25 protein-coding genes and 1 pseudogene are annotated in these 26,732 nt (G+C 71.3%); 17 read left to right on the forward strand and 9 right to left on the reverse strand.

The window, feature by feature from the left end:
* Positions 1 to 549 precede the first annotated feature (549 nt).
* Both ACZ6SA_RS03070 and ACZ6SA_RS03075 read left to right on the forward strand, forming a co-directional pair.
* Positions 550 to 1,077, forward strand: a complete 528-nt coding sequence (locus ACZ6SA_RS03070) for a hypothetical protein (protein WP_465826335.1) — start codon at positions 550 to 552, stop codon at positions 1,075 to 1,077.
* A 17-nt stretch (positions 1,078 to 1,094) separates the two neighbouring features.
* Positions 1,095 to 1,901, forward strand: a complete 807-nt coding sequence (locus ACZ6SA_RS03075) for a DUF3097 domain-containing protein (RefSeq protein WP_347641693.1) — start codon at positions 1,095 to 1,097, stop codon at positions 1,899 to 1,901.
* A 14-nt stretch (positions 1,902 to 1,915) separates the two neighbouring features.
* On the opposite strand, the gene ACZ6SA_RS03080 is transcribed toward ACZ6SA_RS03075, so the two are convergent.
* Positions 1,916 to 3,115, reverse strand: a complete 1,200-nt coding sequence (locus ACZ6SA_RS03080; protein WP_465826337.1) for an RNA-guided endonuclease InsQ/TnpB family protein — start codon at positions 3,113 to 3,115, stop codon at positions 1,916 to 1,918.
* Between the two features lie 143 nt (positions 3,116 to 3,258).
* Between ACZ6SA_RS03080 and ACZ6SA_RS03085 the strand changes: the two genes are divergently transcribed.
* Positions 3,259 to 4,125: a DUF4870 domain-containing protein gene (locus ACZ6SA_RS03085; protein WP_465826338.1), complete on the forward strand. Its 867-nt coding sequence runs from the start codon at positions 3,259 to 3,261 to the stop codon at positions 4,123 to 4,125.
* On the opposite strand, the gene hemW is transcribed toward ACZ6SA_RS03085, so the two are convergent.
* The gene (gene hemW, locus ACZ6SA_RS03090) at positions 4,122 to 5,342 is read right to left on the reverse strand and encodes a radical SAM family heme chaperone HemW (RefSeq protein ID WP_347641690.1); all 1,221 of its coding nucleotides are present in this window, start codon (positions 5,340 to 5,342) and stop codon (positions 4,122 to 4,124) included. The two genes, ACZ6SA_RS03085 and hemW, sit on opposite strands and share 4 nt — an antisense overlap.
* Before the next feature lie 298 nt (positions 5,343 to 5,640).
* Between hemW and ACZ6SA_RS03095 the strand changes: the two genes are divergently transcribed.
* Together ACZ6SA_RS03095 and ACZ6SA_RS03100 are read left to right on the forward strand one after the other, a co-directional pair.
* Positions 5,641 to 6,327 (forward strand): transcriptional regulator, encoded by a 687-nt coding sequence (locus ACZ6SA_RS03095; protein ID WP_465826340.1) that lies wholly within the window; start codon positions 5,641 to 5,643, stop codon positions 6,325 to 6,327.
* Positions 6,324 to 7,979 carry a pyruvate, phosphate dikinase gene (locus ACZ6SA_RS03100; RefSeq protein WP_465826342.1) on the forward strand — a complete coding sequence of 552 codons (1,656 nt, stop codon included), beginning with the start codon at positions 6,324 to 6,326 and terminating at the stop codon, positions 7,977 to 7,979. The genes ACZ6SA_RS03095 and ACZ6SA_RS03100 overlap by 4 nt, the downstream gene beginning before the upstream one ends.
* Here the strand turns inward: ACZ6SA_RS03100 and ACZ6SA_RS03105 are convergent.
* Both ACZ6SA_RS03105 and ACZ6SA_RS03110 read right to left on the reverse strand, forming a co-directional pair.
* Positions 7,956 to 8,056: pseudogene (locus ACZ6SA_RS03105) on the reverse strand (IS982 family transposase); the annotation flags it as partial. The gene ACZ6SA_RS03100 and the pseudogene ACZ6SA_RS03105 sit on opposite strands and share 24 nt — an antisense overlap.
* 112 nt (positions 8,057 to 8,168) lie before the next feature.
* On the reverse strand, positions 8,169 to 8,927 hold the full coding sequence (locus ACZ6SA_RS03110; RefSeq protein WP_465826344.1) for a TetR/AcrR family transcriptional regulator: 759 nt from the start codon (positions 8,925 to 8,927) through the stop codon (positions 8,169 to 8,171).
* Positions 8,928 to 9,062: 135 nt separating this feature from the next.
* Between ACZ6SA_RS03110 and ACZ6SA_RS03115 the strand changes: the two genes are divergently transcribed.
* Complete coding sequence (locus tag ACZ6SA_RS03115) at positions 9,063 to 9,683, forward strand: hypothetical protein (RefSeq protein ID WP_465826346.1); 621 nt, start codon at positions 9,063 to 9,065, stop codon at positions 9,681 to 9,683.
* A gap of 97 nt (positions 9,684 to 9,780) precedes the next feature.
* Here the strand turns inward: ACZ6SA_RS03115 and ACZ6SA_RS03120 are convergent, their stop codons facing one another.
* Positions 9,781 to 10,365, reverse strand: a complete 585-nt coding sequence (locus ACZ6SA_RS03120) for a histidine phosphatase family protein (RefSeq protein WP_465826347.1) — start codon at positions 10,363 to 10,365, stop codon at positions 9,781 to 9,783.
* A 71-nt stretch (positions 10,366 to 10,436) separates the two neighbouring features.
* Positions 10,437 to 11,108 (reverse strand): DUF998 domain-containing protein, encoded by a 672-nt coding sequence (locus ACZ6SA_RS03125; protein WP_465826349.1) that lies wholly within the window; start codon positions 11,106 to 11,108, stop codon positions 10,437 to 10,439.
* 91 nt (positions 11,109 to 11,199) lie between these two features.
* Between ACZ6SA_RS03125 and ACZ6SA_RS03130 the strand changes: the two genes are divergently transcribed.
* Positions 11,200 to 11,826, forward strand: coding sequence for a TetR/AcrR family transcriptional regulator C-terminal domain-containing protein (locus ACZ6SA_RS03130; RefSeq protein ID WP_465826351.1), 627 nt, complete (start codon positions 11,200 to 11,202; stop codon positions 11,824 to 11,826).
* 106 nt (positions 11,827 to 11,932) lie between these two features.
* Here ACZ6SA_RS03130 and ACZ6SA_RS03135 read toward each other — a convergent pair whose 3' ends face one another.
* Positions 11,933 to 12,244 carry a hypothetical protein gene (locus tag ACZ6SA_RS03135; protein ID WP_465826352.1) on the reverse strand — a complete coding sequence of 104 codons (312 nt, stop codon included), beginning with the start codon at positions 12,242 to 12,244 and terminating at the stop codon, positions 11,933 to 11,935.
* A gap of 230 nt (positions 12,245 to 12,474) precedes the next feature.
* On the opposite strand from ACZ6SA_RS03135, the gene ccmA reads away from it, so the two are divergent.
* A complete protein-coding gene (gene ccmA / locus ACZ6SA_RS03140; RefSeq protein ID WP_465826354.1) occupies positions 12,475 to 13,098 on the forward strand; it encodes a heme ABC exporter ATP-binding protein CcmA in 624 nt (207 codons plus the stop codon).
* Entirely contained in the window at positions 13,095 to 14,648 is a 1,554-nt protein-coding gene (locus ACZ6SA_RS03145; protein ID WP_465826355.1) for a DUF6297 family protein, read from the forward strand. Before ccmA ends, ACZ6SA_RS03145 begins: the two co-directional genes overlap by 4 nt.
* A gap of 12 nt (positions 14,649 to 14,660) precedes the next feature.
* Here the strand turns inward: ACZ6SA_RS03145 and ACZ6SA_RS03150 are convergent, their stop codons facing one another.
* Positions 14,661 to 15,155: a GNAT family N-acetyltransferase gene (locus ACZ6SA_RS03150; RefSeq protein ID WP_347641679.1), complete on the reverse strand. Its 495-nt coding sequence runs from the start codon at positions 15,153 to 15,155 to the stop codon at positions 14,661 to 14,663.
* A gap of 58 nt (positions 15,156 to 15,213) precedes the next feature.
* Here ACZ6SA_RS03150 and ACZ6SA_RS03155 point away from each other — a divergent pair, with 58 nt between their 5' ends.
* Together ACZ6SA_RS03155 and ACZ6SA_RS03160 are read left to right on the forward strand one after the other, a co-directional pair.
* Complete coding sequence (locus ACZ6SA_RS03155; protein ID WP_465826357.1) at positions 15,214 to 15,507, forward strand: hypothetical protein; 294 nt, start codon at positions 15,214 to 15,216, stop codon at positions 15,505 to 15,507.
* Positions 15,504 to 15,920 carry an acyl-CoA thioesterase gene (locus ACZ6SA_RS03160; protein WP_347641677.1) on the forward strand — a complete coding sequence of 139 codons (417 nt, stop codon included), beginning with the start codon at positions 15,504 to 15,506 and terminating at the stop codon, positions 15,918 to 15,920. Before ACZ6SA_RS03155 ends, ACZ6SA_RS03160 begins: the two co-directional genes overlap by 4 nt.
* Before the next feature lie 12 nt (positions 15,921 to 15,932).
* Here the strand turns inward: ACZ6SA_RS03160 and lepA are convergent, their stop codons facing one another.
* Positions 15,933 to 17,765, reverse strand: a complete 1,833-nt coding sequence (lepA, locus tag ACZ6SA_RS03165) for a translation elongation factor 4 (protein ID WP_347641676.1) — start codon at positions 17,763 to 17,765, stop codon at positions 15,933 to 15,935.
* A gap of 55 nt (positions 17,766 to 17,820) precedes the next feature.
* On the opposite strand from lepA, the gene ACZ6SA_RS03170 reads away from it, so the two are divergent.
* The 6 genes from ACZ6SA_RS03170 (at position 17,821) to ACZ6SA_RS03195 (ending at position 26,672) form a co-directional block, all read left to right on the forward strand.
* The gene (locus tag ACZ6SA_RS03170; RefSeq protein WP_465826359.1) at positions 17,821 to 18,810 is read left to right on the forward strand and encodes a glycoside hydrolase family 18 protein; all 990 of its coding nucleotides are present in this window, start codon (positions 17,821 to 17,823) and stop codon (positions 18,808 to 18,810) included.
* Between the two features lie 150 nt (positions 18,811 to 18,960).
* Entirely contained in the window at positions 18,961 to 19,230 is a 270-nt protein-coding gene (gene rpsT / locus ACZ6SA_RS03175) for a 30S ribosomal protein S20 (protein ID WP_347641674.1), read from the forward strand.
* Between the two features lie 186 nt (positions 19,231 to 19,416).
* Positions 19,417 to 22,473 (forward strand): ABC transporter permease, encoded by a 3,057-nt coding sequence (locus tag ACZ6SA_RS03180; protein WP_465826361.1) that lies wholly within the window; start codon positions 19,417 to 19,419, stop codon positions 22,471 to 22,473.
* A complete protein-coding gene (locus tag ACZ6SA_RS03185) occupies positions 22,470 to 25,064 on the forward strand; it encodes an FtsX-like permease family protein (RefSeq protein WP_465826362.1) in 2,595 nt (864 codons plus the stop codon). The genes ACZ6SA_RS03180 and ACZ6SA_RS03185 overlap by 4 nt, the downstream gene beginning before the upstream one ends.
* Complete coding sequence (locus tag ACZ6SA_RS03190) at positions 25,061 to 25,987, forward strand: ABC transporter ATP-binding protein (protein ID WP_347641671.1); 927 nt, start codon at positions 25,061 to 25,063, stop codon at positions 25,985 to 25,987. Before ACZ6SA_RS03185 ends, ACZ6SA_RS03190 begins: the two co-directional genes overlap by 4 nt.
* Complete coding sequence (locus tag ACZ6SA_RS03195) at positions 25,980 to 26,672, forward strand: ABC transporter ATP-binding protein (protein WP_165974647.1); 693 nt, start codon at positions 25,980 to 25,982, stop codon at positions 26,670 to 26,672. The genes ACZ6SA_RS03190 and ACZ6SA_RS03195 overlap by 8 nt, the downstream gene beginning before the upstream one ends.
* Positions 26,673 to 26,732 lie beyond the last annotated feature (60 nt).

Genomic DNA, 26,732 nt, shown 5'->3' on the forward strand with positions numbered 1-26,732 from the left:
CTGCCCTCGTGCCATGGGGAAGACACAGGCTCTAGCACTCTGTGTTCCCGAGTGCCAAGTGTACGGCTCTCGCCCACAAGGTGCGATAACACCGTGTCCCGTCCTGCTTCTAGCTTCCGGGAAGGGACAGGCCTCACACTTGCGCACATGACCGACGATTCCCAGCCCCCGTCGTCCGACCAGCCGCCAGGGCAGGATCCCGACCAAGGTCAGCCCCAACCCCCGCAGTACGGCCCGCGACCGGGCTCCCAGCCGGGCTACGGCCCTCAGCCGGGCTCCCAACCCGGCTACGAGCCTCAGGCGGGCTCACAGCCTGGTTACAGTCCGCCGCCTCAGTTCGGGCATCCATCGCCACCCTATGATCAGCCCTCGGGCTACGGTCAGCCTTCGCCCCACGGGCAACCGCCGTACCGCAGCGGGCCGTACGCGCGACAACCGCACCACAGCCAGCCCGGCCCGTACGCGCAGCAACCCCAGTACGGCCCGCAGCCGCAGTACGGACCTCATGGCGGGCAACCCCAGTTCCCGCCCCGCATCGACCCGAAGGCCGTGACGCCGCCCCTGTGGTGGCTCGGAGCCGTCTGGGGCGTGGCCGTCGTGTGCCTGATCACCGCCGCCGTCATGTTCGGCGGCGGGGCCGACGCGTCCGGCCTGGCGCCGACCAAGGCGTTCGCGGCCGGCGAAAGCGTCACGGTGCCGATCGACCCCGCGGACAGGCCGGCCGTCTACATCGCCAGCGACACGGCCGTCCACTACGCGTGCGAGATCTCCGGACCGGCCAGGCTGGCCAAGACCACGGGCCTCCCGAGGGTCACGGAGGGCGGCACGGTCTGGCAGCAGTTCCTCGTCATCAACGCGCCCGCCAGGGGCGACTACCAGCTGATCTGCACCCACCAGGAGCAGGCCACCGTACGGTACGGCGTCGGGAAGGACGCCTCCTCCACGGGCGGGGGGACGACCGCCCCGTTGCTGGTCGGCGGCGCGGGACTGCTCGCCGCGGTCATCGGCACGGCCGTCGTCCTGGCGGGCCGGGGTGCGTCGCGCAGGCGCCTTGCGGTCGGCGCGGTCGGCGGGTGATTTGCTACCGTCCCCGTGTGTACGAGGGCGATGTACTGGCGGGGAATTGGCGTCGGCCGGGCAAGGGGAAGATCCCGAAAGTGCCCGCCGAGCTGGAGCTCGTCGTGGAAGATGCCGACAGCGGCTTCTGCGGCGCGGTGGTGGCCTGTGACAAGGAGGCTGTCACGCTCGAAGACCGGTTCGGCAAGCGCCGGTTGTTCCCGCTCGCGCCCGCGGCGTTCCTGCTCGAGGGCAAGCCCGTGACACTCGTGCGCCCGGCGGCGGCCCCCGCGGGCACCAGACGCAGCGCGTCGGGCTCGATCGCCGTCCAGGGGCTGCGGGCCAGGGTGGCCAGGGAGAGCCGGATCTACGTGGAGGGTGTGCACGACGCCGCCCTCGTGGAGAAGATCTGGGGTCACGACCTGCGGGTCGAAGGGGTCGTGGTCGAATACCTGGAGGGCGTGGACGATCTTCCCGCCATCGTGGCGGAGTTCGGTCCCGAGCCTGGCCGCCGTCTCGGGGTGCTGGTCGACCACCTCGTGCCCGGTTCCAAGGAGAGCCGGATCGCCGCCGAGATCACCTCACCGGACGTGCTCGTCGTGGGGCACCCCTACGTCGACATCTGGCAGGCGGTCAAACCGTCCGTGCTGCGCATCCCCGGCTGGCCCGACGTGCCGCGCGGCGTGCCGTGGAAGGAAGGCGTGATCGCGGCCCTGGGCTGGCGCATGGAGCCCGCGCAGGCATGGCGGCGCATCCTCGGCGCCGTCTCGAGCTACACCGACCTGGAGCCGGAGCTGCTCGGCCGGGTCGAAGAACTGATCGACTTCGTGACGGAGGCATCTTGACTTCCTCCCCACGCCTAAAGGCGGGGGATTCCAACCTTCACAGGTTGGGTTTCCTGCTTCGTGGGCGACTGCACCCGGGCGGACCCGGAGTGTCTGACATCACCTCCACAGGCAGACACGGCAAGACCTGCCGCCAGGATGTTCTTCGCGGCGTTGACGTCCCTGTCATGCAGGGTGCCGCAGCCCGGACAGGTCCACGTCCGGGTGGAGAGCGAGAGCGTTGCGAGCAGGTGTCCGCAGTCGGAGCATGTCTTCGAGCTGGGGAACCAGCGGTCCACGACGATCAGGTGGCGTCCGTACTTGGCCGTCTTGTATTCGAGCATGCGGCGGAAGGTGCCCCAGCCGCAGTCGGAGATGGCCTTGGCCAGGCTCCGGTTGCGGACCATGTTCTTCACGGCCAGGTCTTCGATCACGATCACGTCGTGGTCGCGGACCAGCCGCGTCGAGGTGCGGTGCAGGAAGTCCGCCCGGGACGCGCGGACCTTGCGGTGGGCGCGGGCGACCTTGGCTTTCGCCTTGGCCCGGTTGTTCGAGCCGCGCTGTTTTCGGGCCATCCGGCGTTGGTAGCGGGCCAGGTTGCGTTCTCGTTCGGCCAGGCTGCGAGGGTTGGCGATCTTCTCGCCGCCGGAGGTGACCGCGAAGTCCTTGACCCCCAGGTCCACGCCGAGCACGGCGCCGGCAGGGGCGGCCTGATCCGGGTCGTCGGCCTCGGCGGCGAAGCTGACGTACCAGCGTCCGCACGGGTCGCGGGAGACGGTCACCGTGGACGGGTTGATCGTGGCCGGGTCGATGTCCGGCCACGACCACACGAACGCCAGTCGCGTGTTCATCTTGGCCAGGAACAGTTGCCCGTCGCGGTAGCGGAACCCGGAGCGGGTGTATTCGGCGCCCTGGCGGCCGGTGCGGGACTTGTAGCGCGGATATCGGGCGCGTCCGGCGAAGAAGTTGGCGAACGCCTTCTGCTGAGCGCGCAGCACCTGCTGAAGCGGGACCGAGGACACCTCGTTCAGCCAGGCGAACTCCTCGGTCCGCTTGAGCTGGGTGAGGAAGGCGTTGGCCTGCGGCACGTTCGTGGATGCCCGTTCGGTGTGCCAGCGGCGGTGCCGCCAGGCGAGCGTCTGATTCCACACCGCGCGCACACAGCCGAACGTGCGGTTGAGCACCGCTGCCTGTTCGGGGGTCGGGTAGGCCCGGCACTTGTACGCCGTCCGCACACTCAAGATCTTAGCAGGCGACCCCGCGCCTGCTTAACGCCATTCCGCCTTGACGGCGGACTGACGTCCTGTGCGCCGCTACGCGGCAAGTTCGCTTTCCTCCCCAGGGCTGAAGCCCGGGGTCTCCAGCGAAGGAACGAGAGATGAGCCAGGATCCCCAGCCGCCACCTGACGACGAACGCACCCGCAAGGTGTCCGCGTCAGACCTCCAGCCGGACCACTGCTCCGGCCCTCAACCCCCGGCCTCCGGCGAGCAGCCGGGCTACCGCGGCCAACCCGGCTCCCAACCCGGCTACGGCCCTCAACCAGGATCTCAGCCCGCCTACGGCGACCAACCCGGATACGGATCCCAACCGCAATCCCATCCCGCATACGGCGGCCGGCCCGGCTACGGCGGGCAGTTCGGCCAGACGAGCCAGCCGGGCTACACCGGCCAGCCCGGGTACGGCAGCCAGCCCGGGTACGGCCCGCAACCCGGGTCCGAGCCCGCCTACGGCGAGCAGCCCTACGGCCGGATGCCCGACTCCGAGCCGATCTACGGACCCCAGCCGCCCGGCTACGGTCCGCCTCCCGGTTACGCACCACCGCCCGGTCAGGGCCAGGCCCCGGGATACGGCGCTCCCCCGCCCGGCTACGCCTACCCCCGGGGCCCGCACGAGCCGTACGTCCCCGGCTGTTTCGGCCCTCGCCCGGGCACCGACGACACCTCGCTGGCGATGATCGCGCACCTGCTGGGCCTGCTGGCCTCCTGGATCGGTCCGCTGGTCATCTACCTCATGAAGAAGGACGAGTCGCCGTACGTGCGGGACCAGGCGGCCGAGGCGCTCAACTTCCAGATCACGATGTTCATCGGCTATCTCGTCTCGAGCATCCTGATGATTGTCTTCGTCGGCATCCTGCTGCTGCCGGTGGTCTGGATCGTGTCGTTGATCTTCCACATCCAGGCGGCGATGGCCACGAACAAGGGGCAGATGTACCGCTATCCGTTCGCCATCCGCATGATCACCTAGACGAGCAGATCCCTGATGAGGGCGTCGGCCAGCAGCCGGCCCTGGAGGGTGAGCACCATCAGCCCCGACCTGAACGGCCCGGGCTCGAGCAGCCCCCGCGCCAGCGCGCTCGCCACAGCGGGACGCGCGGCGGGCGCGACCTCGGCGAGCGGGTAGCCGGACGCCAGCCGCAGCTCCAGCATCAGGCGCTCGGCGTCGCGGTCATCGGTGTCCAGCACCTCGCGGGCATGCGCGGGCGAGGCGCCGCCGGCCAGCCGCTGGGCGTAGGCGGCCGGGTGTTTGACGTTCCACCAGCGGGTGCCGCCGACGTGGCTGTGCGCGCCCGGACCGGCGGCCCACCAGTCGCCGCCGGTCCAGTAGAGCAGGTTGTGCCGGCAGCGCGCCGCGTCGGAGGTGGCCCAGTTGGACACCTCGTACCAGTGGAGACCTGCCTGCGACAACATCTCGTCGGCGATCAGGTAGCGGTCGGCGGCCACGTCGTCGTCGGGCATCGGCAGCTCGCCCCGCCGGATCCTGGCCGCCAGCCTGGTGCCGTCCTCGACGATCAGCGAGTACGCCGACACGTGGTCGGGCCCGGCCTCGATCGCCGCGTCCAGCGAGGCCCTCCAGTCGTCGTCGGACTCGCCGGGCGTGCTGTAGATCAGGTCGAGGTTGACGTGCTCGAACCCGGCCGCCCGCGCCTCCTTCACGGCCGCGGCGGCCCGCCCCGGCGTGTGCCCGCGGTCGAGCACCTGGAGCACGTGCTCGCGGACGCTCTGCATGCCGAAGCTGACCCGGTTGAACCCGCCGTGGCGGAGTTTGTCGAGGGAGGACGGGGTGACGGACTCCGGGTTGGCCTCGGTCGTCACCTCGGCCCCCGGCCGCAGCCCGAACTCCGAGCCGATGGCGCCAAGGATCCTGGCCAGGTCTTCCGGAGGAAGCAGAGTGGGGGTGCCCCCGCCGAAGAACACCGTCTCCACCGGCAGCTCGGCCGTGCCCAGGACGCGGCGCGCGAGCCGGATCTCCTCGACGACCGTGTCGGCGTAGTCGCGGTGGGAGGCACCGGGGCCGAGCTCGGCGGCGGTGTAGGTGTTGAAGTCGCAGTAGCCGCAGCGGGTGACGCAGAACGGCACGTGCACGTAGAAGCCGAACGGACGCTCGCCGAGCCCGCTCAGGGCGCTCGCGGGCAGCTCGCCCGTGGCGGGCGCGGGATCGCCGTCAGGCGGGGTGGATGGCACGCCTTCCAGTCTGCCCGCCCGGCGGGAGTGCTCCGGCTCCGGACGTTGACGAAGCGCTTGACACGACCGCCTTCAAATGACAACAACATCCAGATTGTGAGAGCATCCCAATCATGCTCTGGTGGGAAGAAGTGGTGGAGACACGGCCGGCACGGGTCCGGCAGGCGCGCGGACGCGCATCGGCCGCGAGGCGGGAGCCCGTCGAGCGGGGCTCACGGGCGCGGACCCGGGTCGCGGTGGACGGAGCCGCGACGGCAGCCGACGCCGCACACGGCGCGCGGTCGCGATGGGCCGCGCCATGAGCCGGCCCGCACCCGGCGACCCGGCACGGCGCCCGGTCGCGAAGAGCGATGACGCGAACCGGCCCGCACCTCGCCGCACCGACGCCGGGCTGCTGGTGCTCCATGCACTGCGCTGTGTCGGCCATGCCGGCCTCACCCGTGTGGCCGCGGCCACGGGCATGGACGAGTCCGAGGTCGAGTCCGAGCTGATCGATCTCGCGGTCGCCGGTCTCGTCACGCATCTGTCCGGCGGGTTCGACGTGTGGGGCCTGACGGATGCCGGCCGGGTCGCCGACGCCGGGTGGATCACCGACGAGCTCGAATCAGGTGGCGCGCGTCCCGCTGTCACCGCGGCCTACGAGCGCTTTCTCGTACTGAACCCGGAACTGCTCGATCTCTGCACGGCCTGGCAGCTGAGGCCCGTCGACGGTGTGATGATCGTCAACGACCACAGCGACGCCGCGTACGACACTCGCGTGCTCGACCGGTTCTCCGCCCTGGACCAGCGGGCCGCGGTCGTCTGCGCCGAACTGGCCGCGGCGTTGCCGCGCTTAGGCCGTTATCGAACCCGCCTGACCGAAGCCCTCGACCGTGCCCACTCGGGCGAGCTCGAGTACGTGGCCGACCACGTCGCCGCCTCGTACCACACCGTGTGGGCCCAGCTTCACGAGGACCTGCTCGCGACGCTCGGGATCCCCCGGTGAGGTGGATCCGGCCGCTCTCCGCGCGGGCCGAGGAGCCTGCGGAGGTTCTGGGCGCCAAGGCGCACGGCCTCGTGGTCCTGCACCGTCTGGGGTTGCCGGTGCCCGCCGGGTTCGTCGTCACCGTCGAGGCATGCCGGGCGTTCATGCGCGAGGGCCGTCTTCCCGCCGGACTGGACGAGGAGCTCGCGATCGCCATGACCGGCCTGGAGGCCGCGACCGGACGCAGGTTCGGCGGAGCTCAGGCGCCGTTGGCCGTGTCGGTACGCTCCGGGGCGAGCGTGTCGATGCCCGGCATGATGAACACCGTCCTGAATCTCGGGCTCACGACGGAAGCGTCAGCGGGTTTGGCCGCCGAGACCGGCGACGCCCGGTTCGCGCTGAACTCACGGCTGCGGTTCCTGTCGAGCTTCGCGTCCGCGATCACGGACACCGACGTCATGGGAGCGGCCGCCGACCCCGGCGGAGCCCCGGGCGACGGGGACGCACAGCTGATCGAAGCGGTCGAGGAGCGTATCCGGCAACGAGCCGGCCGGTCGATCCCTGACGGCGCGGCCGAGCAGCTGGAGCTGGCGATCGAGACCGTCTTCTCGTCGTGGGACGCACCTCGGGCGCGTACGTACCGCGAACTGCATGACATTCCGCACGATCTCGGCACAGCGGTGATCGTGCAGGCGATGGTGTACGGGAACCGTGACGACCGCAGCGGCACCGGAGTCGCCTTCAGCCGTGACCCCAACACCGGGGAGAACGTCCCGTACGGCGACGTCCTGTTCGGGCGCCAGGGCGAAGACGTCGTCTCGGGCCGGTCATCGACCCGCCCCCTGCACGAACTGGCCGGCCGGGAACCGGCCGTGTGGGCCGCCCTGACGGAAGCCCTGCGCCGGGTCGAGGGGCACTACCGCGATGCGTGCTACGTCGAGTTCACCTTCCAGGCCGGCGAGCTGTGGCTGTTGCAGGTCCGGCCCGGCCGGTTCGTCGGAGGCGCCGCCGTTCGCGTCGCGACCGAACTCGCCGACGAGCGCCTCATCACCCGGCGAGAAGCGCTGCTCAGGGTCTCGCCACACCATCTGCGGCACGCCCGCACGCCCCGCATGGCGGCATCGGCGAAGGCTGACATCGTGGCCCGCGGAGTGGGGGCCTGTCCCGGTGTCGCGGCCGGCAAGGTGGCGACCACGGCTGAAGCGGCGGTGCGCATGGCCGCCGACGGCCCGGTCATCCTGGTGCGCCCGGAGACGTCCCCGCACGACATGCGCGGCCTGGCCGCCGCCACGGGCATCGTCACCGCGCGCGGCGGGTCGGCCAGCCACGCCGCGGTCGTCGCACGGGCGATGGGAAAGCCCGCCGTCGTCGGCGTCACCGGCCTCGTCGTCGACGTCGCCGCCGCCTCGTGGAGGGCCGATGGGCACACCGTCAGCGAAGGCACCCTCGTCACCATCGACGGGACCAGCGGCGAGGTCGCCCTCGGCAGCCCTCCCGTCTCGACGGACGCGGCCGACGCCCACCTGCGCCGGCTCCTCGCCTGGGCGGACGACGTGTCGGGCGACCGCTCCGAACGCGAGGAGGCCGAACGCCTCACCGCCGCCCACGCCATCCTCCGTCACGGCTGCACGAGCAAGTCCGATCTCCGGTCAAGGGTCGTAGGCGATCAGTGACCGGGTGATCGGGGCGTTGGTCGCGTTGTTTCGCCAGATCGCCGCCGCCGGCGCGAAACGCGCTGGGCGACGCGGATGGTGCAATCCACGGTCCAGCAGTCGTCGGGCGAGCACGCGGACGGTCCGCTTGTCCAGCCCCGACGGCAGGCCCGTAGCCGCTTGTCGTAGCCGGACGGTGGCCTGCCAGGATCAGCCGCCCGCGTGGTTGAGCTCGGCCAGCCCGGCCAGAATGCGGTCCAGGCCGAACCGGAAGTCATCGTCGGTGTAGCCGATGGAAGCGGCGCCGGCCGCGTCGGCGAACAGGCCGCAGAACAGCGGATAGCGGTCCGGCGTCATGACCGTCGCGAGGAAGCCGAAGTAGTCGCCGGCCGCGGCCTCGCCGCCGTCGGAGATGACCGGATCGAGGGTGAGCCTGGCCTGCTCGCGAACGTATCCGAAAATCAGGGTGACGGCGCGCAGCCGGTCGTGCGGGCTCAGCCGGGTCCCCGATAGAGCCTTGAGCATGCGCTCGCCCCACAGCAGGTCGTTCGGCGTGTCCGGCGGGCCGAACGCGGGCACCTGGAGGACCCAGGGGTGGCGCCGGAAGAGGTCGTAGATTTGCCAGGCGGTGGCGGCCAGGGACTCCCGCCACCGTGCGGGGTCGGGGTCCGGCAGGCCGGCCGGGGGCACGGCGGCGGCGTCGCGCATCACCACGACGAGGTCGTCCTTGGAACGGACATGCCGGTACAGCGAGGTCGTCACGGTGCCGAGCGCGGCGGCGACGCGCGCCAGCGACACCGCCCCGAGCCCTTCGCGGTCGGCGAGGTTGATCGCGGCCTCGACGATCCGCTCCAGGCTGAGCCCTCGCCGGGGGCCGGGCCTGGGCGGCTCACCGCGCTCCCGGGCGCGGGAGGCGTGCCAGGCCAGCTCGATGCCCGCCGGCGTGGGCCTCCTGTGGTGCTCCCCCATCGCCTCCGTCTCCCTGGTGCGCTGCGGTATGTCGGCGACAACCCTATAGTGGCGTAGGTTTTTCACCATTATGGTGAACAATCTACGCCACTCGTCGGAGGCAGGGCCATGAGAAACAGGACATCAGTCGTATCCGTGGGCACGTGGGCGGGCGGTGGCTTCGTCGCCCTGCTGGTGGCCTACACGGCCGCTCTCGCGGTAATGACGGCCCAAGGGCTGCCGTTCCCGCCGCAGGACCCCTTCCGCACGGCCTTTCACGTGATCATGATGCTCGGAGGGCTGGTCATGGTGCCCCTGTGGTGCGCCGTCCACCTCGCCACCCCGGCCGCCAGGCAGGTCTACACGCTCGCCTCACTGGTGTTCGTCGTGCTGTGTGCCGTGTGCACCTGCGCCAACCGGTTCGTGGCGCTGACTCTGGTCGCGCAGAGCCCCGGGCTCGGCCGGACCGAGGGCCTGGAGTGGTTCGAGCCCTACGGATGGCCGTCGCTGACCTTCGCGCTCGAACTGCTCGGCTGGGGCGTGTTCTTCTCCCTCGCCTGCCTCTTCCTGGCCCCGGCCTTCCGGGGGCACGGCATCGGCATGACCTTCGCGATCACCGGCGTGCTGAGCCTGGGCGGCGCGGTCGGCCTGCTCACCGGCTCCACCGCGCTCATGGGCGCCGTCGCCCCGCTGGCCTGGGGCCTCGGGCCCGCACTGGGCGTGGTGCTCATCGTGTTCCGGTTGCGCTCCCAGCCCCAGGACGCCGCCGCACCCTGAATGGCTCGGCCTGGCACCAGCACACCGCGTCCCCCGAGGCTGAACACCGCCGGGAGCGCCGGGAGCCGCTGTCGTGCGACTTCCCGCGCTGCGCCTGTCACGGCCGGACGCTCGGCCCGAATCCGGTCCAGCGCAGGTCGGCCGGAAGGTGACCCATGTCGTTGTAGAGCAGCACCGCCGGCGCGGCACCGTCGTAATAGTCGATCGCGGTCAGCGCCGTGTTGCCGCAGCCCAATCCCAGCCACCGGGCCGGCGGTGCGTCGAGGGCCTGCCGCACCAGCCAGGCGACCTGATAGGCATGCGTGACCAGGACCTCGTGGGTCTCCGTCTCGGCGGGGCGCGCGAACCGGTCGATCAGGGCATCCGCGAGCCTCGCGCCCGCGGCCGCCTCCGCGGCGTCGTAGCCGTCGAAGAAGCCCGCCCACGCCGGCGGTATGTCATCCGGCACGTGTGGCACGTGGTCGACCAGCTCGGCCGCTTCGCGCACGGGAGCCGCCAGGTGCTCGCCGATGATCTGCGCCGAGCGCACCGCCCGGGGCAGGGGCGAATGCCACACCGCATCGACGGGCAGGCGGGCGAGCCGATCCGCCACCAGGTGCGACTGCCGCTCCCCCACGTCGGTCAACTTGCCGAAGGCGTCGGCTGCGCCGTGCCGCACCGCGTACAGATGCCGAGTCGCCATCACGATCCCTTCAAATGTTAAAAACATTCCGATGCCGTGAACATCTTAATGGGATCGCCGCGCACCAGGACTCAGGCGTCCTGGACGTCCCTCGGACGCCTGCGCAGGAACCACGTCGCGACCACACCGAACCAGCCCAGGCTGACGGCCAGATTGATGCGCTGCCAGAGCCCGTGGTAGATCCCCGTCTGGCTCTCCGCGTCGTACGAGCCGGCGGCAATCGCGAAGGTCACCGGCACCGCGAGCACCGTGGCGACGCAGAACCACATCCAGGGCCGCCCTCCTGGCTCGGCGGCGAAGTACCTGGCCATCACACCCATGAGCGCGATCAGCGACAGGTAGAACGGAACGGGATTGCCGTCGTGGATCAAGCCGTGCACCGTCGGCTCGGCCGTTCCCGTGCTGCCTACGGGATATCCGGGCTTGGGGTCGGTGACGAAGACGCCGCCCACGATCAGGCACGCGCCGAAGACGGCCGCCAGCAGGGAGGCAGCCACCGATCCGCTCCCGTGACGCATCACGCGCCGCAGGCCGAAGGCGAACCCGAGGACGAGCAGCCCGCTGACGATGAAGTTGGCGATCTGCACCCATCCCCGCTCACCCAGGGAGAGCTCGCTGCCGAAGCGGTGCAATGGCTCATAGCCAGGACGGAGCGCGCCCTCAACGAGGATCACTCCCGGGAACAGCACCGAGACGATCAGGCCGCAGCACAACAGCAGCCTGGTGGAACGCGTGTACGACACATGCTCTCCTTAGCAACGATAAGGACGTGTTCCGCCAAACTGCCTTATCATTGATAAGGAGTCAAACGCCGACAGGAGGCCATGACGCGGAGTGAACCGGTCGACGATCATCAGTGCAGCGCTGGAACTGCTGGAAGAAGTCGGACTCGAGGAACTGACGACGCGCCGGCTCGCCGCCCGGTTGCAGGTCAAGTCACCCGCGCTTTACTGGCACTTCCGCAACAAGCGAGAGCTCCTCGATGAGATGGCACGATCCATCCAGGTGCGCCAGGATCTCGGGCCGCCACGCGCCGGCGAGCACTGGCGCGACTGGCTCACCCGCCGGGCCCGCGAGCGCCGCGCCATCCTGCTGTCCCACCGTGACGGCGCCCGTCTCATAGCCGGAAGCAGCCCGGGGCCCGATATCGCCGCCGCGTTCGATGGGGAGCTCAACGCGCTGGCGCTCCAAGGGTTCACTCCCGTGCGGGCCATGCGCGCCATCACCACGCTCGGCTCCTACATAACCGGCTTCGTCCTGGAGGAGCAGGCACGCCGGCAACGGGAGGAGCCCTCACCGAGCGACCTCGACCAAGCTCAGGCGACCCCCACGCTGCTGGCCGCCATCCGCGACGGAGGCCCGCCGGATGGACCTGCCGCGTTCGAGGACGGGCTGGCCCTCCTTCTCGACGGCATCGAGGCCACTCTCCGCAACGGTGGCGACGCCCCCTCGGCCCGATGAAGCCGAGTGAGACGTCTCCGCCGCATCCGGGGGCCTGCGCCGGCCCGGCGAGATCGCCGGCCACCCCGCCGGCAGCGGGACGGATGAGGGGCGGGCGCAGACCCGGCTAGCGGCCACCTTCCGGCGCTTCCGGATCGAGCTGCGACTCCGCGTCGAACCCCGCCAGCTGTAACAACGTCTCCAGCGCCGCCTGCCTGGACTCCTCGACCGAGTCGCCCCGCTCACCGAAGCACTCGGCCGCCACGTCGAGCACCGCCGTCAGCACGGCCGCGTCGGGATAGGGCACATCGACGAGCACCGTGCCGTCATCACCCGCCTCCCCTGGCGAGCCCAGATGGTGCCGCAGCAACCTCCGGGTCTCCTCAGCCACAGCGACCCCCAGCACCGCAGCACGCTCGAACCGCTCAGAAGCGATCACGTCACCCTCCTATCGCACAGGTGTTCGGTAGTGAAAGGTAGAGGGCGGCACCGACAGAATCCCTTACGCACACGGCGATCGCCGCCCTCCAGGACGGTGCTCGACTCTCCGCGCCCGCACGGCATCGCGCGTCCGGGAGGCCGTGCGGGACGGCGCCGTACGGGATGACGATCTCCACACGGTGGCGGTCCGCGTGCCGCGCGGCCCGCACGAGTGGGTACGCTCGAACGGTGTACGAGCCGATCATCGAAGTGGCTGGCCTCGCGGTGGAGCTGGGCGCCAATCCCGTGCTGCAGGACATGCGGCTGACCGTGGCGCCGGGCGAGATCGTGGCGGTGGTCGGCCCCAACGGGTGCGGCAAGTCGACGCTGCTCCGCTGCCTGGCCGGCCTCCAGCCCGCCACGTCCGGCGAGGTCCGGGTGTTCGGGGAGCCGCCGGCCGACGACGCCCGTTTCTGGGCCCGGGTCGCGCTGCTGGGCGACGAGCCGGCCTGGTATCCCGGGCTCACCGCTCGCGAGCATCTGGAGCTGATGGGCGCGGTGCACGCCACGCCCCGCATGGCCGTGGACGCGGCGCTCGACGTGTTCGCCCTGGTGGAGCGGGCCGACGCGGTTCCACTCAACCTGTCCACCGGCCAGCGCCAGCGCCTCTGCCTGGCCGCCGCTCTGCTCAGGCCGAGCACGCTGCTCCTGCTCGACGAGCCGGAACGCGGGCTCGACTCCGCCTTCCGCTCGCGACTGGCCGGGCTGCTCGACGACTACGCGGCCGAGGGCGGCACCGTCGTCATGGCCACGCATGACGAAGGCCTGGCCTCGCACGCCCGCCAGGTCTCCCCCTCGGGAGTCACCGCATGACGGGCCCGCACTCGCCCCGGACGTCCGGATCCGAGACCGGCGTGCGGTCGGTACGCGCCTACCTGCGCTCGCGCGGCCGCGCCCCCGCGAGCCTGGCCGATCGCTATGTCACCGTGTTCGGGCTGGCGATGCTGGTCGCCGTGGCCGGTCAGCCCATCTCCACCATGGTCGGCGGTCTGGCCGGATCCGCCGAGCCCGGTCGCATGGGGGCGGGCGTGGCCCTGGTGGCGCTGGCCATGGCCGGTTTCCTGACCGCCGCGAGGGCGGTGGGGCCGGTGCTGCTGCCCGCCCCCGACGCGAACTGGCTGCTGCTCTCCCCGCTGGACCGGCGGCATCTGCTCGGCCGCACGGCGCGGGCGCTCACCGCGGTGGCGGTCGTGGCCGGTCTCCTGCTGGGTCTCTGCGCGCTCGCCGTGCTGGGCGCGCCCGACCAGCTCGTGTGGCGGCTGCTCGCCGCGCTGGCGCTCGGCGTCTCGGCGGCCGTGGGCGGGACGGCGCTGGCGGTGCTGGGTCAGGCCTCCCCCTCGTGGCAGGTCTGGCTGACCGCCGCGATCGCCGCGCTGGTCGTGCTGGCCGTGGTGGCCATGAGCGGCCAGCTGCGTTCGGCGCTGGCGATCGCCGCGGGCGCGCCGCTGACGGCGGTCGCGGCCGCCGTCGCGGGCGGCGCCGTGCTCTCCGGGCTGCTGGCAGGGCGGGCATGGGCGGCGCTCGGCCGGATCCCTGCCCGCACCCTGGTCAGCGCCTCCACCCGCGCGGGCCATGTGGCCAACGCGACCGTGACCCTCGACCCCGGCGCACTGACCTGGATCGCCGAGGACAACCACTGGCGGGCCAGGAAGCTCGGCTCGCGCCGCTGGCCGTCGTGGCCCGCGCCGCTCGCTCTGGCCTGGCAGGACTGGCTACGCCTGGCCCGCAGGCCCCGGCGGCTGGCGACCATGACGGCGGCGGCCGCGCTGCCCGCCGTGCTGGCCCAGGCGGGCGTCACGAGCGTGGCGCTCTGGGCTGCCGTGCTGGCGGGGGCGCTGGCCGTGGCCTGCACCGGCGTGACCGGGGCGCGCAGAGACAGCGACAACCCGGTCATGGCCCGGCTGATCGGCGTGGGCCGGCGCCCGGCGCTGGCGGCCCGCGCCGTGCTTCCCACGCTGCTGAGCGCCGCCTGGACGACCCTGGCCCTGGCCGGGCCGGCTCTGATCGCCGGCGGCTTCCCCGGGGCGGAGACCGGGGCCGGCGGGGCGTGGTCTGGGGCATGGTGGCTGCTCGGGCCGCTGATGGCTCCCGCCCTTGCGGCAGGGGCGCTGCGGATGGCCAGGCGCAGCCCTGTCGATCATTCCATGCCGGTGATCGACACACCGGCCGGCTCGATCCCGACCGGGCCGCTGATCTGGGCGGTCACGGGTGCGGACCTGGCCGTGCTGGGATGCCTGCCCGCCCTGTCGGCGCCGCTGGTTCCGGCGCACGGCCTGGGCGCCCTCCTCGCGGCCCAGGGCGTGGTGAGCGTGCTGGTCCTGGCGGGCTACGTGCTGCGCGCCGGCACGCGCAGGGCAGGGTGACCCCTTCGCTGCTCAGGCGACGTACACGTCGCTCGGCACGCCCCCGTACGGGATCGTACGGTCCTTGCGCATGCCCGCCTTCTCGGCCACCTTCCGCGACGGCTCGTTGACCTCGCGGATCACCGCCACGACGGGGCCGCCCAAGCCCTCCCCCACCCGCAGCGCCGCCTTGGCCAGTTCCAGCGCGTATCCCTGTCCCCATGCCGACGGCCGGAAGCGGTAGTACAGGTTGAGCACCTCTTCCCGGTCCACGACCGCGCGACGCAGGCCGCCGAAGCCGAGCACATGCGACTCGCCCGCGCGGCGCACCGCCCAGTAGCCGAGCCCTCGCTCCTCCCAGTCGGCCAGCCACAGGTCCAGCATGGCCCGGCTGGACTCCACGTCGGTAACGGGACCGTCGGGGTGGTAGACGCTCGTCCGCGGATCCGAGTGGATCTCATGGACGGCGTCGAGATCGTCGGCTGTGACACGGGAGAGGACCAAGCGTGCCGTCCGTACCACTTCCACCCTTACAGGGTAGTATGTAGAATCGCATAGCGTTTGATACCGATCGATAGGCGATGTGATGGACGTACCGAAGCTCCAGTCCTCGTTGCGGCTCATCGCCCGCGGGCTGGAAGAGCTGGCCGCCGCACTGGGCGAGCCCGAGTCGAGCGAGGACGAGCGCACGGCGCGGGTCATCGGGGAGTGGGGGCGGCGCGGGCTCACCCAGAAGGAGGCGTCGGCGCTGTTCCAGCGGCACGGATTCGCCCCGCAGACGACGGGCGGATGGGCGCGCGGCGACTGGGTGGAGATCGGCGACGACGGCCTGCGCTATCTCACCGCCCGATCACACGCCTGGCTGGAGGAACGATCATGACCTTCTCGGTGCGCATCGCCGTGCGCGGCTACGAGCTCGACGGGCAGGGCCACGTCAACAACGCGGTCTATTTCCAGTACGGTGACCACGCCCGCTGGGAGTGCCTGCGCGAGGCCGGCATCTCGGTCGACGACCTGTGGGACGACGGCATCGGCCCCGTGACCCTGGAGAACACCATCCGCTATCACCGCGAGCTGCGCGCCGGCGACGAGGTCGAGGTGACGTGCGCGTTCGAGTGGGGCGAGGGGAAGACGTTCCGGGTCAGGCAGGAGTTCAGGAAGCCCGACGGTGAGCTGGCGGCGGAGATGACCGGCGTCGGCGGGCTCATGGATCTCCGGGCCCGCCGCCTGCTCGACGACCCGAAGGCCCGCTGGCGCGCGCTGGCGCGGACGCCGGCCGTGCTCGGGTTGTAGGGCCGCGGAGGCCTACTTCTTGGCCTTGTCGGCGCTGGAGGAGTCGGTGGACAGCGCGGCGACGAAGGCCTCCTGCGGCACCTCGACGCGGCCGACCATCTTCATCCGCTTCTTGCCTTCCTTCTGCTTCTCAAGCAGCTTGCGCTTACGGGAGATGTCGCCGCCGTAGCACTTGGCCAGGACGTCCTTGCGGATGGCGCGGATGTTCTCGCGGGCGATGACCCTGGCTCCGATGGCCGCCTGGATCGGCACCTCGAACTGCTGCCTCGGGATCAGCTCGCGCAGCTTCTTCGCCATGTCGACGCCGTAGGCGTAGGCCTTCTCCTTGTGAACGATCGCGCTGAAGGCGTCGACCGGCTCGCCCTGCAGCAGGATGTCGACCTTGACCAGCTCGGACTCCTGCTCGCCTGCGGGCTCGTAGTCGAGCGAGGCGTAGCCGCGGGTGCGCGACTTCAGCTGGTCGAAGAAGTCGAAGATGATCTCGCCCAGCGGGAGCGTGTAGCGGATCTCGACCCGGTCTTCCGACAGGTAGTCCATGCCGAGCAGCTGGCCGCGCCGCCCCTGGCAGATCTCCATGATGGCGCCGATGAACTCGGCCGGCGCCAGGAGCGTGGACTTGGTGACCGGCTCGAAGACCTGCGCGATCTTGCCTCCGGTGGGGAACTCCGACGGGTTGGTGACGGTGAGCTCCTTGCCGTCCTCCATGATCACGCGGTAGACGACGTTGGGCGCCGTGGAGATCAGCGACAGCCCGAACTCGCGCTCCAGGCGCTCGCGGACGATCTCCATGTGCAGCAGCCCGAGGAACCCGACGCGGAAGCCGAAGCCGAGCGCGGCCGACGTCTCCGGCTCATAGACCAGCGCGGCGTCGTTGAGCTGCAGCTTGTCGAGCGCCTCGCGCAGCTCGGGATACTGGTCGCCGTCGATCGGATAGAGCCCGGAGAACACCATCGGCTTGGGGTGCTCGTAGCCGGCCAGCATCTCGGGAGCGGGCTTGGCCGCGGCCGTCACCGTGTCGCCGACCCGTGACTGGCGCACGTCCTTCACGCCCGTGATCAGATAGCCCACCTCGCCGACGCCCAGCCCGAGCTCGGCCACCTTGGGCTCGGGCGAGATGACGCCGATCTCCAGCGTCTCGTGGGTGGCCATGGTGGACATCATGAGGATGCGCTCGCGCTTGCCCAGGTGGCCGTCCACGACCCGGACGTAGGTGACGACGCCGCGGTAGGTGTCGTAGACCGAGTCGAAGATCAGCGCGCGGGCGGCCGCGTCGGCGTCGCCGACCGGCGCCGGCACGGTCGCGACCACGTGGTCGAGCAGCTCCCGCACGCCCTCGCCCGTCTTGCCCGACACCTTGAGGACGTCGGAGGGGTCGCAGCCGATCAGCCCCGCCAGCTCCTCGGCGAACTTCTCCGGCTGGGCCGCGGGCAGGTCGATCTTGTTGAGGACCGGGATGATGTGCAGGTCGGCGTTCATGGCCAGATAGAGGTTGGCCAGCGTCTGCGCCTCGATCCCCTGGGCCGCGTCGACCAGCAGGATCGCGCCCTCGCACGCCTGCAGCGACCGCGACACCTCGTAGGTGAAGTCGACGTGCCCCGGCGTGTCGATCATGTTGAGCACGTGGCCGTCCCACGGGAGCCGCACGGCCTGCGACTTGATCGTGATGCCGCGCTCGCGCTCGATGTCCATCCTGTCGAGATATTGAGCGCGCATGGAGCGTTCGTCGACCACCCCGGTGATCTGCAGCATCCGGTCGGCAAGGGTCGACTTGCCGTGGTCGATATGCGCGATGATGCAGAAGTTGCGGATCAACGCGGGGTCGGTCTGGCCAGGCTGAGTGCGCACCGAAGTCCGTTTCGACAGGGTTGAGTCAAGCAGTCTTTCATGGTGACATGCCCGGATGAATGCCCGGACCGTCATCTGCCGCGGCCTGCGCCTGCTCGCGCTTGCCGCGGCCATCGTGCTGGCGCTGGTCGGCCTGATCGCCGCCACGCTCCGCATCCAGTTTACCGGTGACCCGGCCGCATGGGCGAAGAGCACGGGCCATGACGCCCTGTGGCTGGGCCATGCGTGGGTCGACGGGCGCCGCACCGAGCGCGACGTCGAGCGGCTGGCCGTACGGCTGCGCGCCACGGGGATCAAGGACGTGTACGTCCACTCGGGACCTTTCGAGATGGATGGCCGATTAGATCCAGCCAAATACCCCAACGCTCGAAATTTCCTGACGTGGATGCGCGAGCATCTCCCGGCCGTCCGCATCTCCGCCTGGCTCGGCCAGTCCGTCGACGACGCCCTCGACCTCGACGACCCCAGGGCCCGCCAGAACGTGCTGGCCGGCGTCGCCGCCATCATGAAGGAGGGTTACGACGGCATCCACTACAACTTCGAACCCATCGGCGACGGCGACACCGAATTCCTGCGGCTCCTCGACGAGACCCGGCGGCACACACGGCTGCTGTCCACCGCCAGCCCGCAGATCGAGCCCTACCCCGGCATGCGCCTGACGGCGAGGGCCGTCCTGGGCCACGACAAATACTGGTCGTCGGGCTACTTCACCCAGGTCGTGAACCGGGTCGACCAGGTCGCGATCATGACGTACGACTCGGGCACCCCGCTGCAGGCGCTCTACGGCGGCCACGTCGTCAGGCAGTCGGAGCTGGCCCTCGACCTGGTGCCCGGCGACAAGTCGCTGTTCATCGGCGCGCCCGCCTACCATGACCACGGCCTGGCCTGGGCCGACAACGCCGAGAGCGTCGAGATGGCCGCCGAGGGCGCCAAGCTGGCCCTGTCGGAGCACGGCCGCCGCGAGCGCTTCGGGCTGGCACTCTACGTCGACTTCGCCGCCACGGAGGACGACTGGCGTGAGTACATGACGCGCTGGATGGCCTAGCTCCCGTACACTGATGGACGGACCCATTTTCCCAGGCCGTTGATTTGAGCAGCCGCCTGGGTTATTGGTAATCTGTTCAACTGCGTGTGGCGCGCCCTCTCATCGAGCCCGCGCGCCCCATCCATCACTGACTTTCACCGAGGCTTCTTCGTGGCGAACATCAAGTCCCAGATCAAGCGCAACAAGCAGAACGAGAAGGCTCGCCTGCGCAACAAGGCGGTCAAGTCGTCGCTGAAGACGGCCGTCCGCAGGTTCCGCGAGGCCGCCGAGCAGGGCGACGTCCAGCAGGCCGTCGCGCTGCAGCGGGCCGCCGCCCGCCAGCTCGACAAGGCCGTCAGCAAGGGCGTCATCCACAAAAACCAGGCCGCCAACCGCAAGTCCGCGATCGCCAGGCAGGCCGCGGCACTGTCCGCCAGCTGACGCAGCACCAGAAACGCCGCATCCCCTGAGGGATGCGGCGTTTGCCGTTTCGGCAGGCTTTTGTCACAGTTTCGATATCACACGGGCGTCGCCGCCTCGTATCGGCTCCGTCACCGTTGCGAAGATCACCTTGCTCTCCCTCCCGCGGGTGCCCGACAGTGCACCTAAACAGGCAAAGGGGGGCACATGCGGGGGCCGTTGGTCGTCAAACGGGCGTTCAGCGAGCCGCTGCTCCTTCTGGCCGCGTTCGGGTCGATCCTGCTGGCCACCACCACGCTGGTCGCGCTGACCATGTACGCCTCCTCCATCGCCGAGGCAGGCGTCCGCAGGACGATGGAGACGGCGTCGTTCGAGCAGACGGCCGCCACCATCAGCGCGCCCGTGACCGCGGAGACGTTCCCCGCCTTCGACCGGTCCGTACGCGCCCAGCTCGACCGGGCCTACACCAGGCCCCCGGCCATCACCACCAGCTTCCGCTCCGACTCCTACGTGATGCCCGGCCAGGAGGGCGAGGAGCGGCCCGAGCTGCTCAGGTTCGGCAGCCACGACGGGATCGACCGGCACGCCAGGCTCATTGCCGGCGCCTGGCCGCGCGACGGCGGCGACCACGTGCAGGCCGCGATCTCGTTGTCGGCCTCCTCGGCCACCGGCTTCGAGACGGGCGACGCGTTCACCACGCGAGGCCGCCTCGACCCGCGCCCGGTCAAGGTCCGCGTCGTCGGCGTCTTCCAGCTCAACGACCCCTCCGGCGCGCGCTGGGCCGGAGAGCAGCTGCTGGCCAGGGGCGTGGACCGCGGCGACTTCACCACGTACGGGCCGATGATGGTGGCGCGCGAGACGTTCATCGCCCGCTTCGCCAGCAACGTCAACGCCACCTGGACCGCCGTCCCCGACCTGAGCGCGCTGACGCCCGAGCAGCTGCGCCCGATGGCCGCCGCGCTCGGCCAGGTGGGCGAGCGGCTGAAGGCGGACGGCTGCGACCGCTGCACGGTCACCGGGCACCTGCCCGAGATGCTCACCCAGCTCGACACCGCGTCCCTGGTGGCCCGCTCCACCATGCTGATCCCGGTGCTGCAGCTGCTGTTGCTGGCCGCGTACGCGCTGATGCTCACCGCGCGGCTGCTCGCCGACCACCGGCGCATGGAGGTGGCGCTGCTGCGCTCGCGCGGCGCGGGCACGACGCGGCTGGCGACCCTGGCCGGGGGCGAGGCGCTGCTGGTGGCGGTGCCGTGCGCGATCGCCGCGCCGTTCCTCGGCCCGCCGCTGCTCGCCCTGGTCAACACGCTGCCGTGGATCAGGTCCTCGGGCGTGCGGCTGTCTCCCACGGCCGATCTGGGCACGTTCCTCGTGTCGTTCGGCGTGGCCCTGGCCTCGGCGGTGCTGCTCCTGTTGCCGGCGCTGGCGGGCGCGCGGCGCACGTACGTGGAGGAGCAGTCGGCGCGCGGCCGCAGCGGCGGGCGCGGCCTGATCGAACGCGCGGGCGCCGACGTGGCGCTGCTGGTCGTGGCCGGGCTGGCGATCTGGCAGCTCCAGCACTACGGCGCGCCCGTGACCGCGACGGCGGGCGGCGGGCTCGGCATCGACCCGCTGATCATCTCAGGGCCCGCGCTGGCCCTGCTCACGGGCGGCATGCTGGGGTTGCGGCTGGTGCCGCGCATCTCGAAGCTGGCCGAGCGGCTGACCTCCCGGCGGCCCACACTCTCCCCCGCGCTCGGCGCCTGGCAGGTGGCCAGGCGGCCGCTCAGGTACGCGGGCCCGGCGCTGCTGCTGACGATGGCGATCGCGATCGGCATCGTCTCCCTGGCCACCGCGTCCACCTGGCGCACCTCGCAGCTCGACCAGGCACGCCACCAGGCGGGGGCCGACCTGCGCCTGTCGGGTCCCGCCGACGGGCCGGAACTGGGGTCGCTGGGGCGCGGGACGGCGTTCACCGCGCTGCCGGGCGTGACGGCGGCCTCCCCCGGCTTCCGCGGGCAGACCGAGGTGGGCGGCGAGAGCGCGGTGCTGATCGGACTCGAGGCGAGCAAGCTCGGCGAGGTGTTCCAGCTGCGGCCCGACCTGTCCGCGAAGCCGGTCACCGACATGTCACGCGAGCTGGAGGGGACGAACGCCGACCGGCTGGAGCTTCCCGGGCGGCCGACGACGCTCACCCTCCGCGCGAAGGTGGAGGCCGACCTGCCGCTGCGGCTGGTGCTGTCCGACGGGCTCGGCGTCTGGCGCGACGTGCCGCTCGGCGTGCTGAAGCCCGGGGACAACCGCGTGGAGGTGAGCCTCAAGGCCCTGGCGGGGCAGAGCGGGAAGATCACGTACCCGGTCGCTCTGCGCGGTCTCGTCGCCGGCGCGCACGAGAGCACCGCGAACCTGACGCTGACCGGCCTGAGCGTCGACGGCCGCGAGCTCGCGACGCCCCGGATCTCGATGGAGGAGGACGACACCCGTCCGGCCGTGGCCACCTTCGGGACCCGCCGGGAGGCGCCGCTGCCCGTCGTGCTCACGTCCGACCTGGCCGCCTCGCTCAAGATGGCCGTCGGTCAGGTCGGGCGGGCCAGCATCGACCGCAGGGTCCTGGAGATCAAGGTGGTGGCCGTCGTACAGACGATGCCGACGACCACCGCCGGCCAGCCCGCGGTGCTCGCCGACTGGGAGACGCTGCAGACGAGTGACCTGGCCGCGGCGCAGCTGCCCAGGCCCGCGACCGAGTGGTGGCTCGCGGCCGACGACACCTCGGCCGCGGTGGGGGTGCTCAAGAGCCGGCCGGAGTGGGACGTCACCCCGCTCGACCAGCGCGCGCTGACCGCCCAGCTCCAGGACGACCCGCTGGCCAGCGGCCTGCAGGGGGCACTGATGCTCGGGTTCCTCGCGGCGCTGGTGTTCGCGGCGCTCGGCTTCCTCGTGAACGCGGCGGTCGCGGCGCGCGAGCGGATGGCCGAGTTCGGGATCCTGCGGGCGCTCGGGGTGAGCTCCCGGCAGGTGTTCGGGATGCTGGCGGTCGAGCAGGCGTTCGTCATCGGACTGTCCCTGGCGGCGGGCACCGGGCTGGCCGTGGTCGTCGGCACGCTGGTCGTGCCGCACATCGTGCTGACCGGGCAGGCCTCGGCCGTCACGCCCGGAGTGCTGCTCGACATCCCATGGGCCGCCACCCTCGCGATGTTGCTGCTGGTAGCGGCGGTGCTGCTCGCCATCGTGGCCGGCCTGGCACGCAATCTGCGCAGGCAAGGGCTCGTCCTCCGGGAGGAACAGTGAGGATCCCGCTGCTCGCGCGGGTGCACCTGGGCACGGTCGCCGTGCTCTCCGTGCTGACGATCAGCGCCTGCCTGCTGATCGCGGGCCTGCCCAGGGGGATGCAGGCGTCGTTCGACCAGGCGCTGCGGCGCTCGCTGAGCACCGCCGCCGCCCAGCAGGCCGACCTCACCGTGGCCGTGACGTCGGACTCGAATGAGGACGATCTCCACCACCGCGACCAGTTCACCGCGCGCGACCGCGAATGGCGCGACCTCCTGCCTCCAGGGCTGCGCCCGCTGATCACGCCCGAGGGCGCCGGCTCCAGCCACATGAGCGCCAAGACCACCCTCACACCGATCACCGGGACCAGCGGCACCAAATACATCAACCTCGGCTGGCTGTCCGACGCCGGTCAGCGCGTGACCTGGGTCCAGGGAAGGCCCCCCGGCAAACCCGGCACCACGCGGTACGACGGCGAGACGATCCCGGTGTTCGAGGTCGGGGTCGTGACGGAGGCCCTGCGGGAGATGGACCTGCGGGTGGGCGACACGAGAACGCTCGGCGAGAACGACTACGTCGCCGTGAAGATCGTCGGCGCCTTCGAGGCCAGGAACCCCGGTGACCGCTACTGGGACCACAACCTCGACATCCTGCGCGTCACGAAGATCCAGCCGCCGGGCTCCCTCGACTTCGAGAAGCACATCACCTCGCTGATGTCCGACGACGGGCTGACCGCGCTCAGCGGCGAAGGACGCCACCTGGCCTACCACTGGGTCCTGCCCATCGACGCCACGACGGCGAACGCGCTGGACGTCCCCGCTCTCACCACCGCGATCTCCGACTTCGACCGCCTGATCGGCATCCAGGCGACCGGCACCGTCAGCCCCTACCGCCTGATCACCGGGCTGCCCAAGCTGCTCGGTGACTTCCGCGCCGGGCTGGCCACCGCCGAAACCGTGATGTACCTCGTGCTCGGCGGCCTCCTCGCCGTCGCGCTCGGCGTCCTCGTGCTGGGCGCGCAACTGCTGGCCGACCGGATGGAGCCCACCCTCACGCTGGCCCGCGCCCGCGGCGGGTCGCTGCGCCAGGTCGCGGGCACCGGCGCGGCACTGACCGGGCTGGCCGTGGCGCCCGCGGCCCTGGCCGGGTACGCGCTGTCGTACCTCGTGCCCGGCCCCGTGCTGCCGATCGTGCACGCCGGGCCGGTCCTCGTCATCGTCGTGACCGTCGGCTACGCCGCCACGCGGCTCGCCTTGACCTACCGCACGCCGCTCCACGAACGCCGCGACGACGTCGCCACCGCCCGGCCCTCGGCCAGGCGGATCACGCTGGAGGTGCTGGTCGTCGTGCTGGCGCTGGCCGGGGCCTACCTGCTGCGGGCGCGCGGGCTGGACGACTCCGCGGGGCAGGACCCGTTCCTGCTGCTGGTGCCGATCGCGCTGACGCTGGCGGCCGCGCTGATCACCCTGCGCTGCTACCCGTACCCGCTGCGCCTGCTCGTACGGCTGACCGCGCGCGGCCGGGCGGCCGTGCCGTTCCTCGGGCTGACCCGGGCGGCCAGGGCGCGCTCCGCCAGCGTGCTGCCCGTGCTGATCATGCTGCCCGCGCTGGGCGTGTCGGTGTTCGCCGCGGTAGTCTCCGACGGGATCGCCGGCACGCAGACCCGGGCGTCATGGCAGCAGGCAGGCGCGCCGATCAAGATGACGTCGAACATCGAGATCCCGGCCGCGGCCATCGAGCGGGTACGCGGCGCGGCAGGCGTGGAACAGGTGGTGCCCGCGCAGACCGCCCGCGTGCAGGTCGGCTACGGCGCGGAGCGGGCCGAGGCCATCGCCGTGGACGTGGCGCAGTGGCGGCGGCTCATGGGCGAGGCCCCCTTCGACCTGCCCGCCCTGCCCAGCGGGGCGCTCGTCTCCCCCGAGTTGCAGGGGCGGGGCACGTTCGAGATCGGCTGGCAGTCGCGGGTGAAGCTCGCCACGCGCGGCGTGATCGAGTCGGTGCCCGGCTTCTTCACCAAGGGCAAGTTCCTCGTCGTGCCCATCGACGTGCTGACCCGGCCGGCGGTGAACACCCTGCTGATCAAGGGGGACGCCTCCGTCGACGAGCTGGAACAGCTGGTCCCGTCGGCCACCGTGGTGTCCCAGAAGGGCACGCTGCGGGCCATCCAGGACGACCCGCTGACGAGCACCGTACGCTGGACCATGGTCGTCGTGACGGTCGCGCTGGCCGCGTACGCGCTGGTCGCCGTCGTGCTGGCGCTGGTGGTCGGGGCGGCCGACCGGGCCAGGGCGGTGTCGTTCCTGCGCACCCTCGGCCTGTCGGAGCGTCAGGCGCAGCGGCTGACCGTGCTGGAGATTTTGCCCATGATCATCGTCACCGCGCTGGTCGGGCTCGGGCTGGGCCTCGGCCTGCCCGCCGCGCTCGGGCCCGGCGTCGACCTGTCCTCCTACGCCGGCGACCTGCCCGTCGGCGACTACTCTCTCGACCTGTTCCTGCCGAGCGCGCTGGCGGCCGGGCTGGCCGCCGTCGCCGTGCTCGGAGCCTACGCCCACACCGCCGTCAGCCGCCGCCGCAGACTCGGCGCCGTCCTTCGAGTGGGAGACCTCACGTGAACCCGACCCTGTCCGAGCTGGAAGCGAAGGCCACGCGGCAGAAGGCCGCGTTCGGCGGCGACGCGCACATCGTGTGCGACAACCTCGTGCGCATCTACAAGACCGAAGGCGTCGAGGTCGTCGCGCTGCAGGGCCTGGACCTGGTGATCGACAAGGGCGAGCTGGTGGCCATCGTGGGCGCGTCGGGCTCGGGCAAGTCGACGCTGCTCAACGTGCTGTCCGGGCTCGACGTCCCGACGGCCGGGGTGGCCAGGGTGGCGGGCATGGATCTGCTGTCGATGAACGCCCGCGCCCGGCTGCGCTACCGGCGTTCCGTGGTCGGCTTCATCTGGCAGCAGACGGCCCGCAACCTGCTCCCCTACCTCACCGCCAAGGAGAACGTCGAGCTGCCGATGAAGCTGGCCGGCGGCAGCGGGCAGCGGCGGGAGCGGGCGGGCGAGCTGCTGGAACTGCTCGGTGTCGGCTACTGCGCCAACCGCAAAACTCCCGAAATGTCGGGCGGCGAGCAGCAGCGGGTGGCCATCGCCGTCGCCCTCGCCAACTCCCCCCAGCTCATCCTCGCCGACGAACCGACGGGCGAGCTGGACAGCGAGACGTCGGAGCTGGTGTTCGACGCGCTGCGCAAGGCCAACAGGGAGCTGGGCGTGACCGTCGTGGTCGTCACCCACGACCCGCTCGTGTCCGAGCAGGTCGACCGGACGGTGGGCATCCGCGACGGCCGCACCAGCAGCGAGACGCTGCGGCGCGAGGACGCCGAAGGGCAGATCATCGCCGAGGAATACGCCGTACTCGACCGGGTGGGGCGCCTGCAACTCCCGCGCGACTTCATGAACGCCCTCGAGATGGAACGCCGCGTACGTCTCGAGCTCGAATCCGACCACATCGGCGTGTGGCCCGCGCGAGAGGAGCCGTCAGGTGAGTGAGTCGCCCTTGGTCGTGGTGGAAGGGGTGCGCAAGGTCTACCGGAGCGGGCCCAAGGAGGTCGAGGCGCTGCGGGACGTGTCGTTCTCGGTGTTCCCCGGAGAGCTCGTCGCGATCCGCGGGCGGTCGGGGTCGGGCAAGACGACGCTGCTCAACCAGATCGGCGGCCTGGACAAACCGGACGCCGGACGGGTGGTCGTGGACGGGCACGAGGTCACCGCCATGTCCGACGACGAACTGCTCGCCCTGCGCAGGGACGTGGTGGGATTCGTCTTCCAGTCGTTCGGACTGATCCCCGTGCTGTCGGCGGCCGAGAACGTCGGGGTGCCGATGCGGCTGGTGCGCATGCCGGTGAAGGAACGCGAGGAGCGGATCCGGATGTTGCTGGCGCTCGTCGGGCTGGAACAGCACGTCAACCAGCGGCCGTACGAACTGTCCGGAGGGCAGCGGCAGCGGGTGGCGATCGCCCGCTCGCTGGCCAACCGGCCGCGCCTGCTGGTGGCCGACGAGCCGACCGGGCAGCTCGACTCGCAGACGGGACGGCAGATCATGGAGCTGCTGCGGGCACTCGTTCGGAGCGAAGGGGTCACCGCCCTGGTCGCCACCCACGACCCGAGCCTCATGACGCTGGCGGACCGGGTGCTGGAGATCAGCGACGGCGTGGTCCGCGAGGAGGCCCTCACCTGAACGCCGGTGACGATCACCGGCGTGCGGCCGGCCACGATCACCGTCCCGCCCGCGCCGCCG

The sequence above is a fragment of the Nonomuraea sp. NPDC049378 genome, assembly GCF_055586745.1.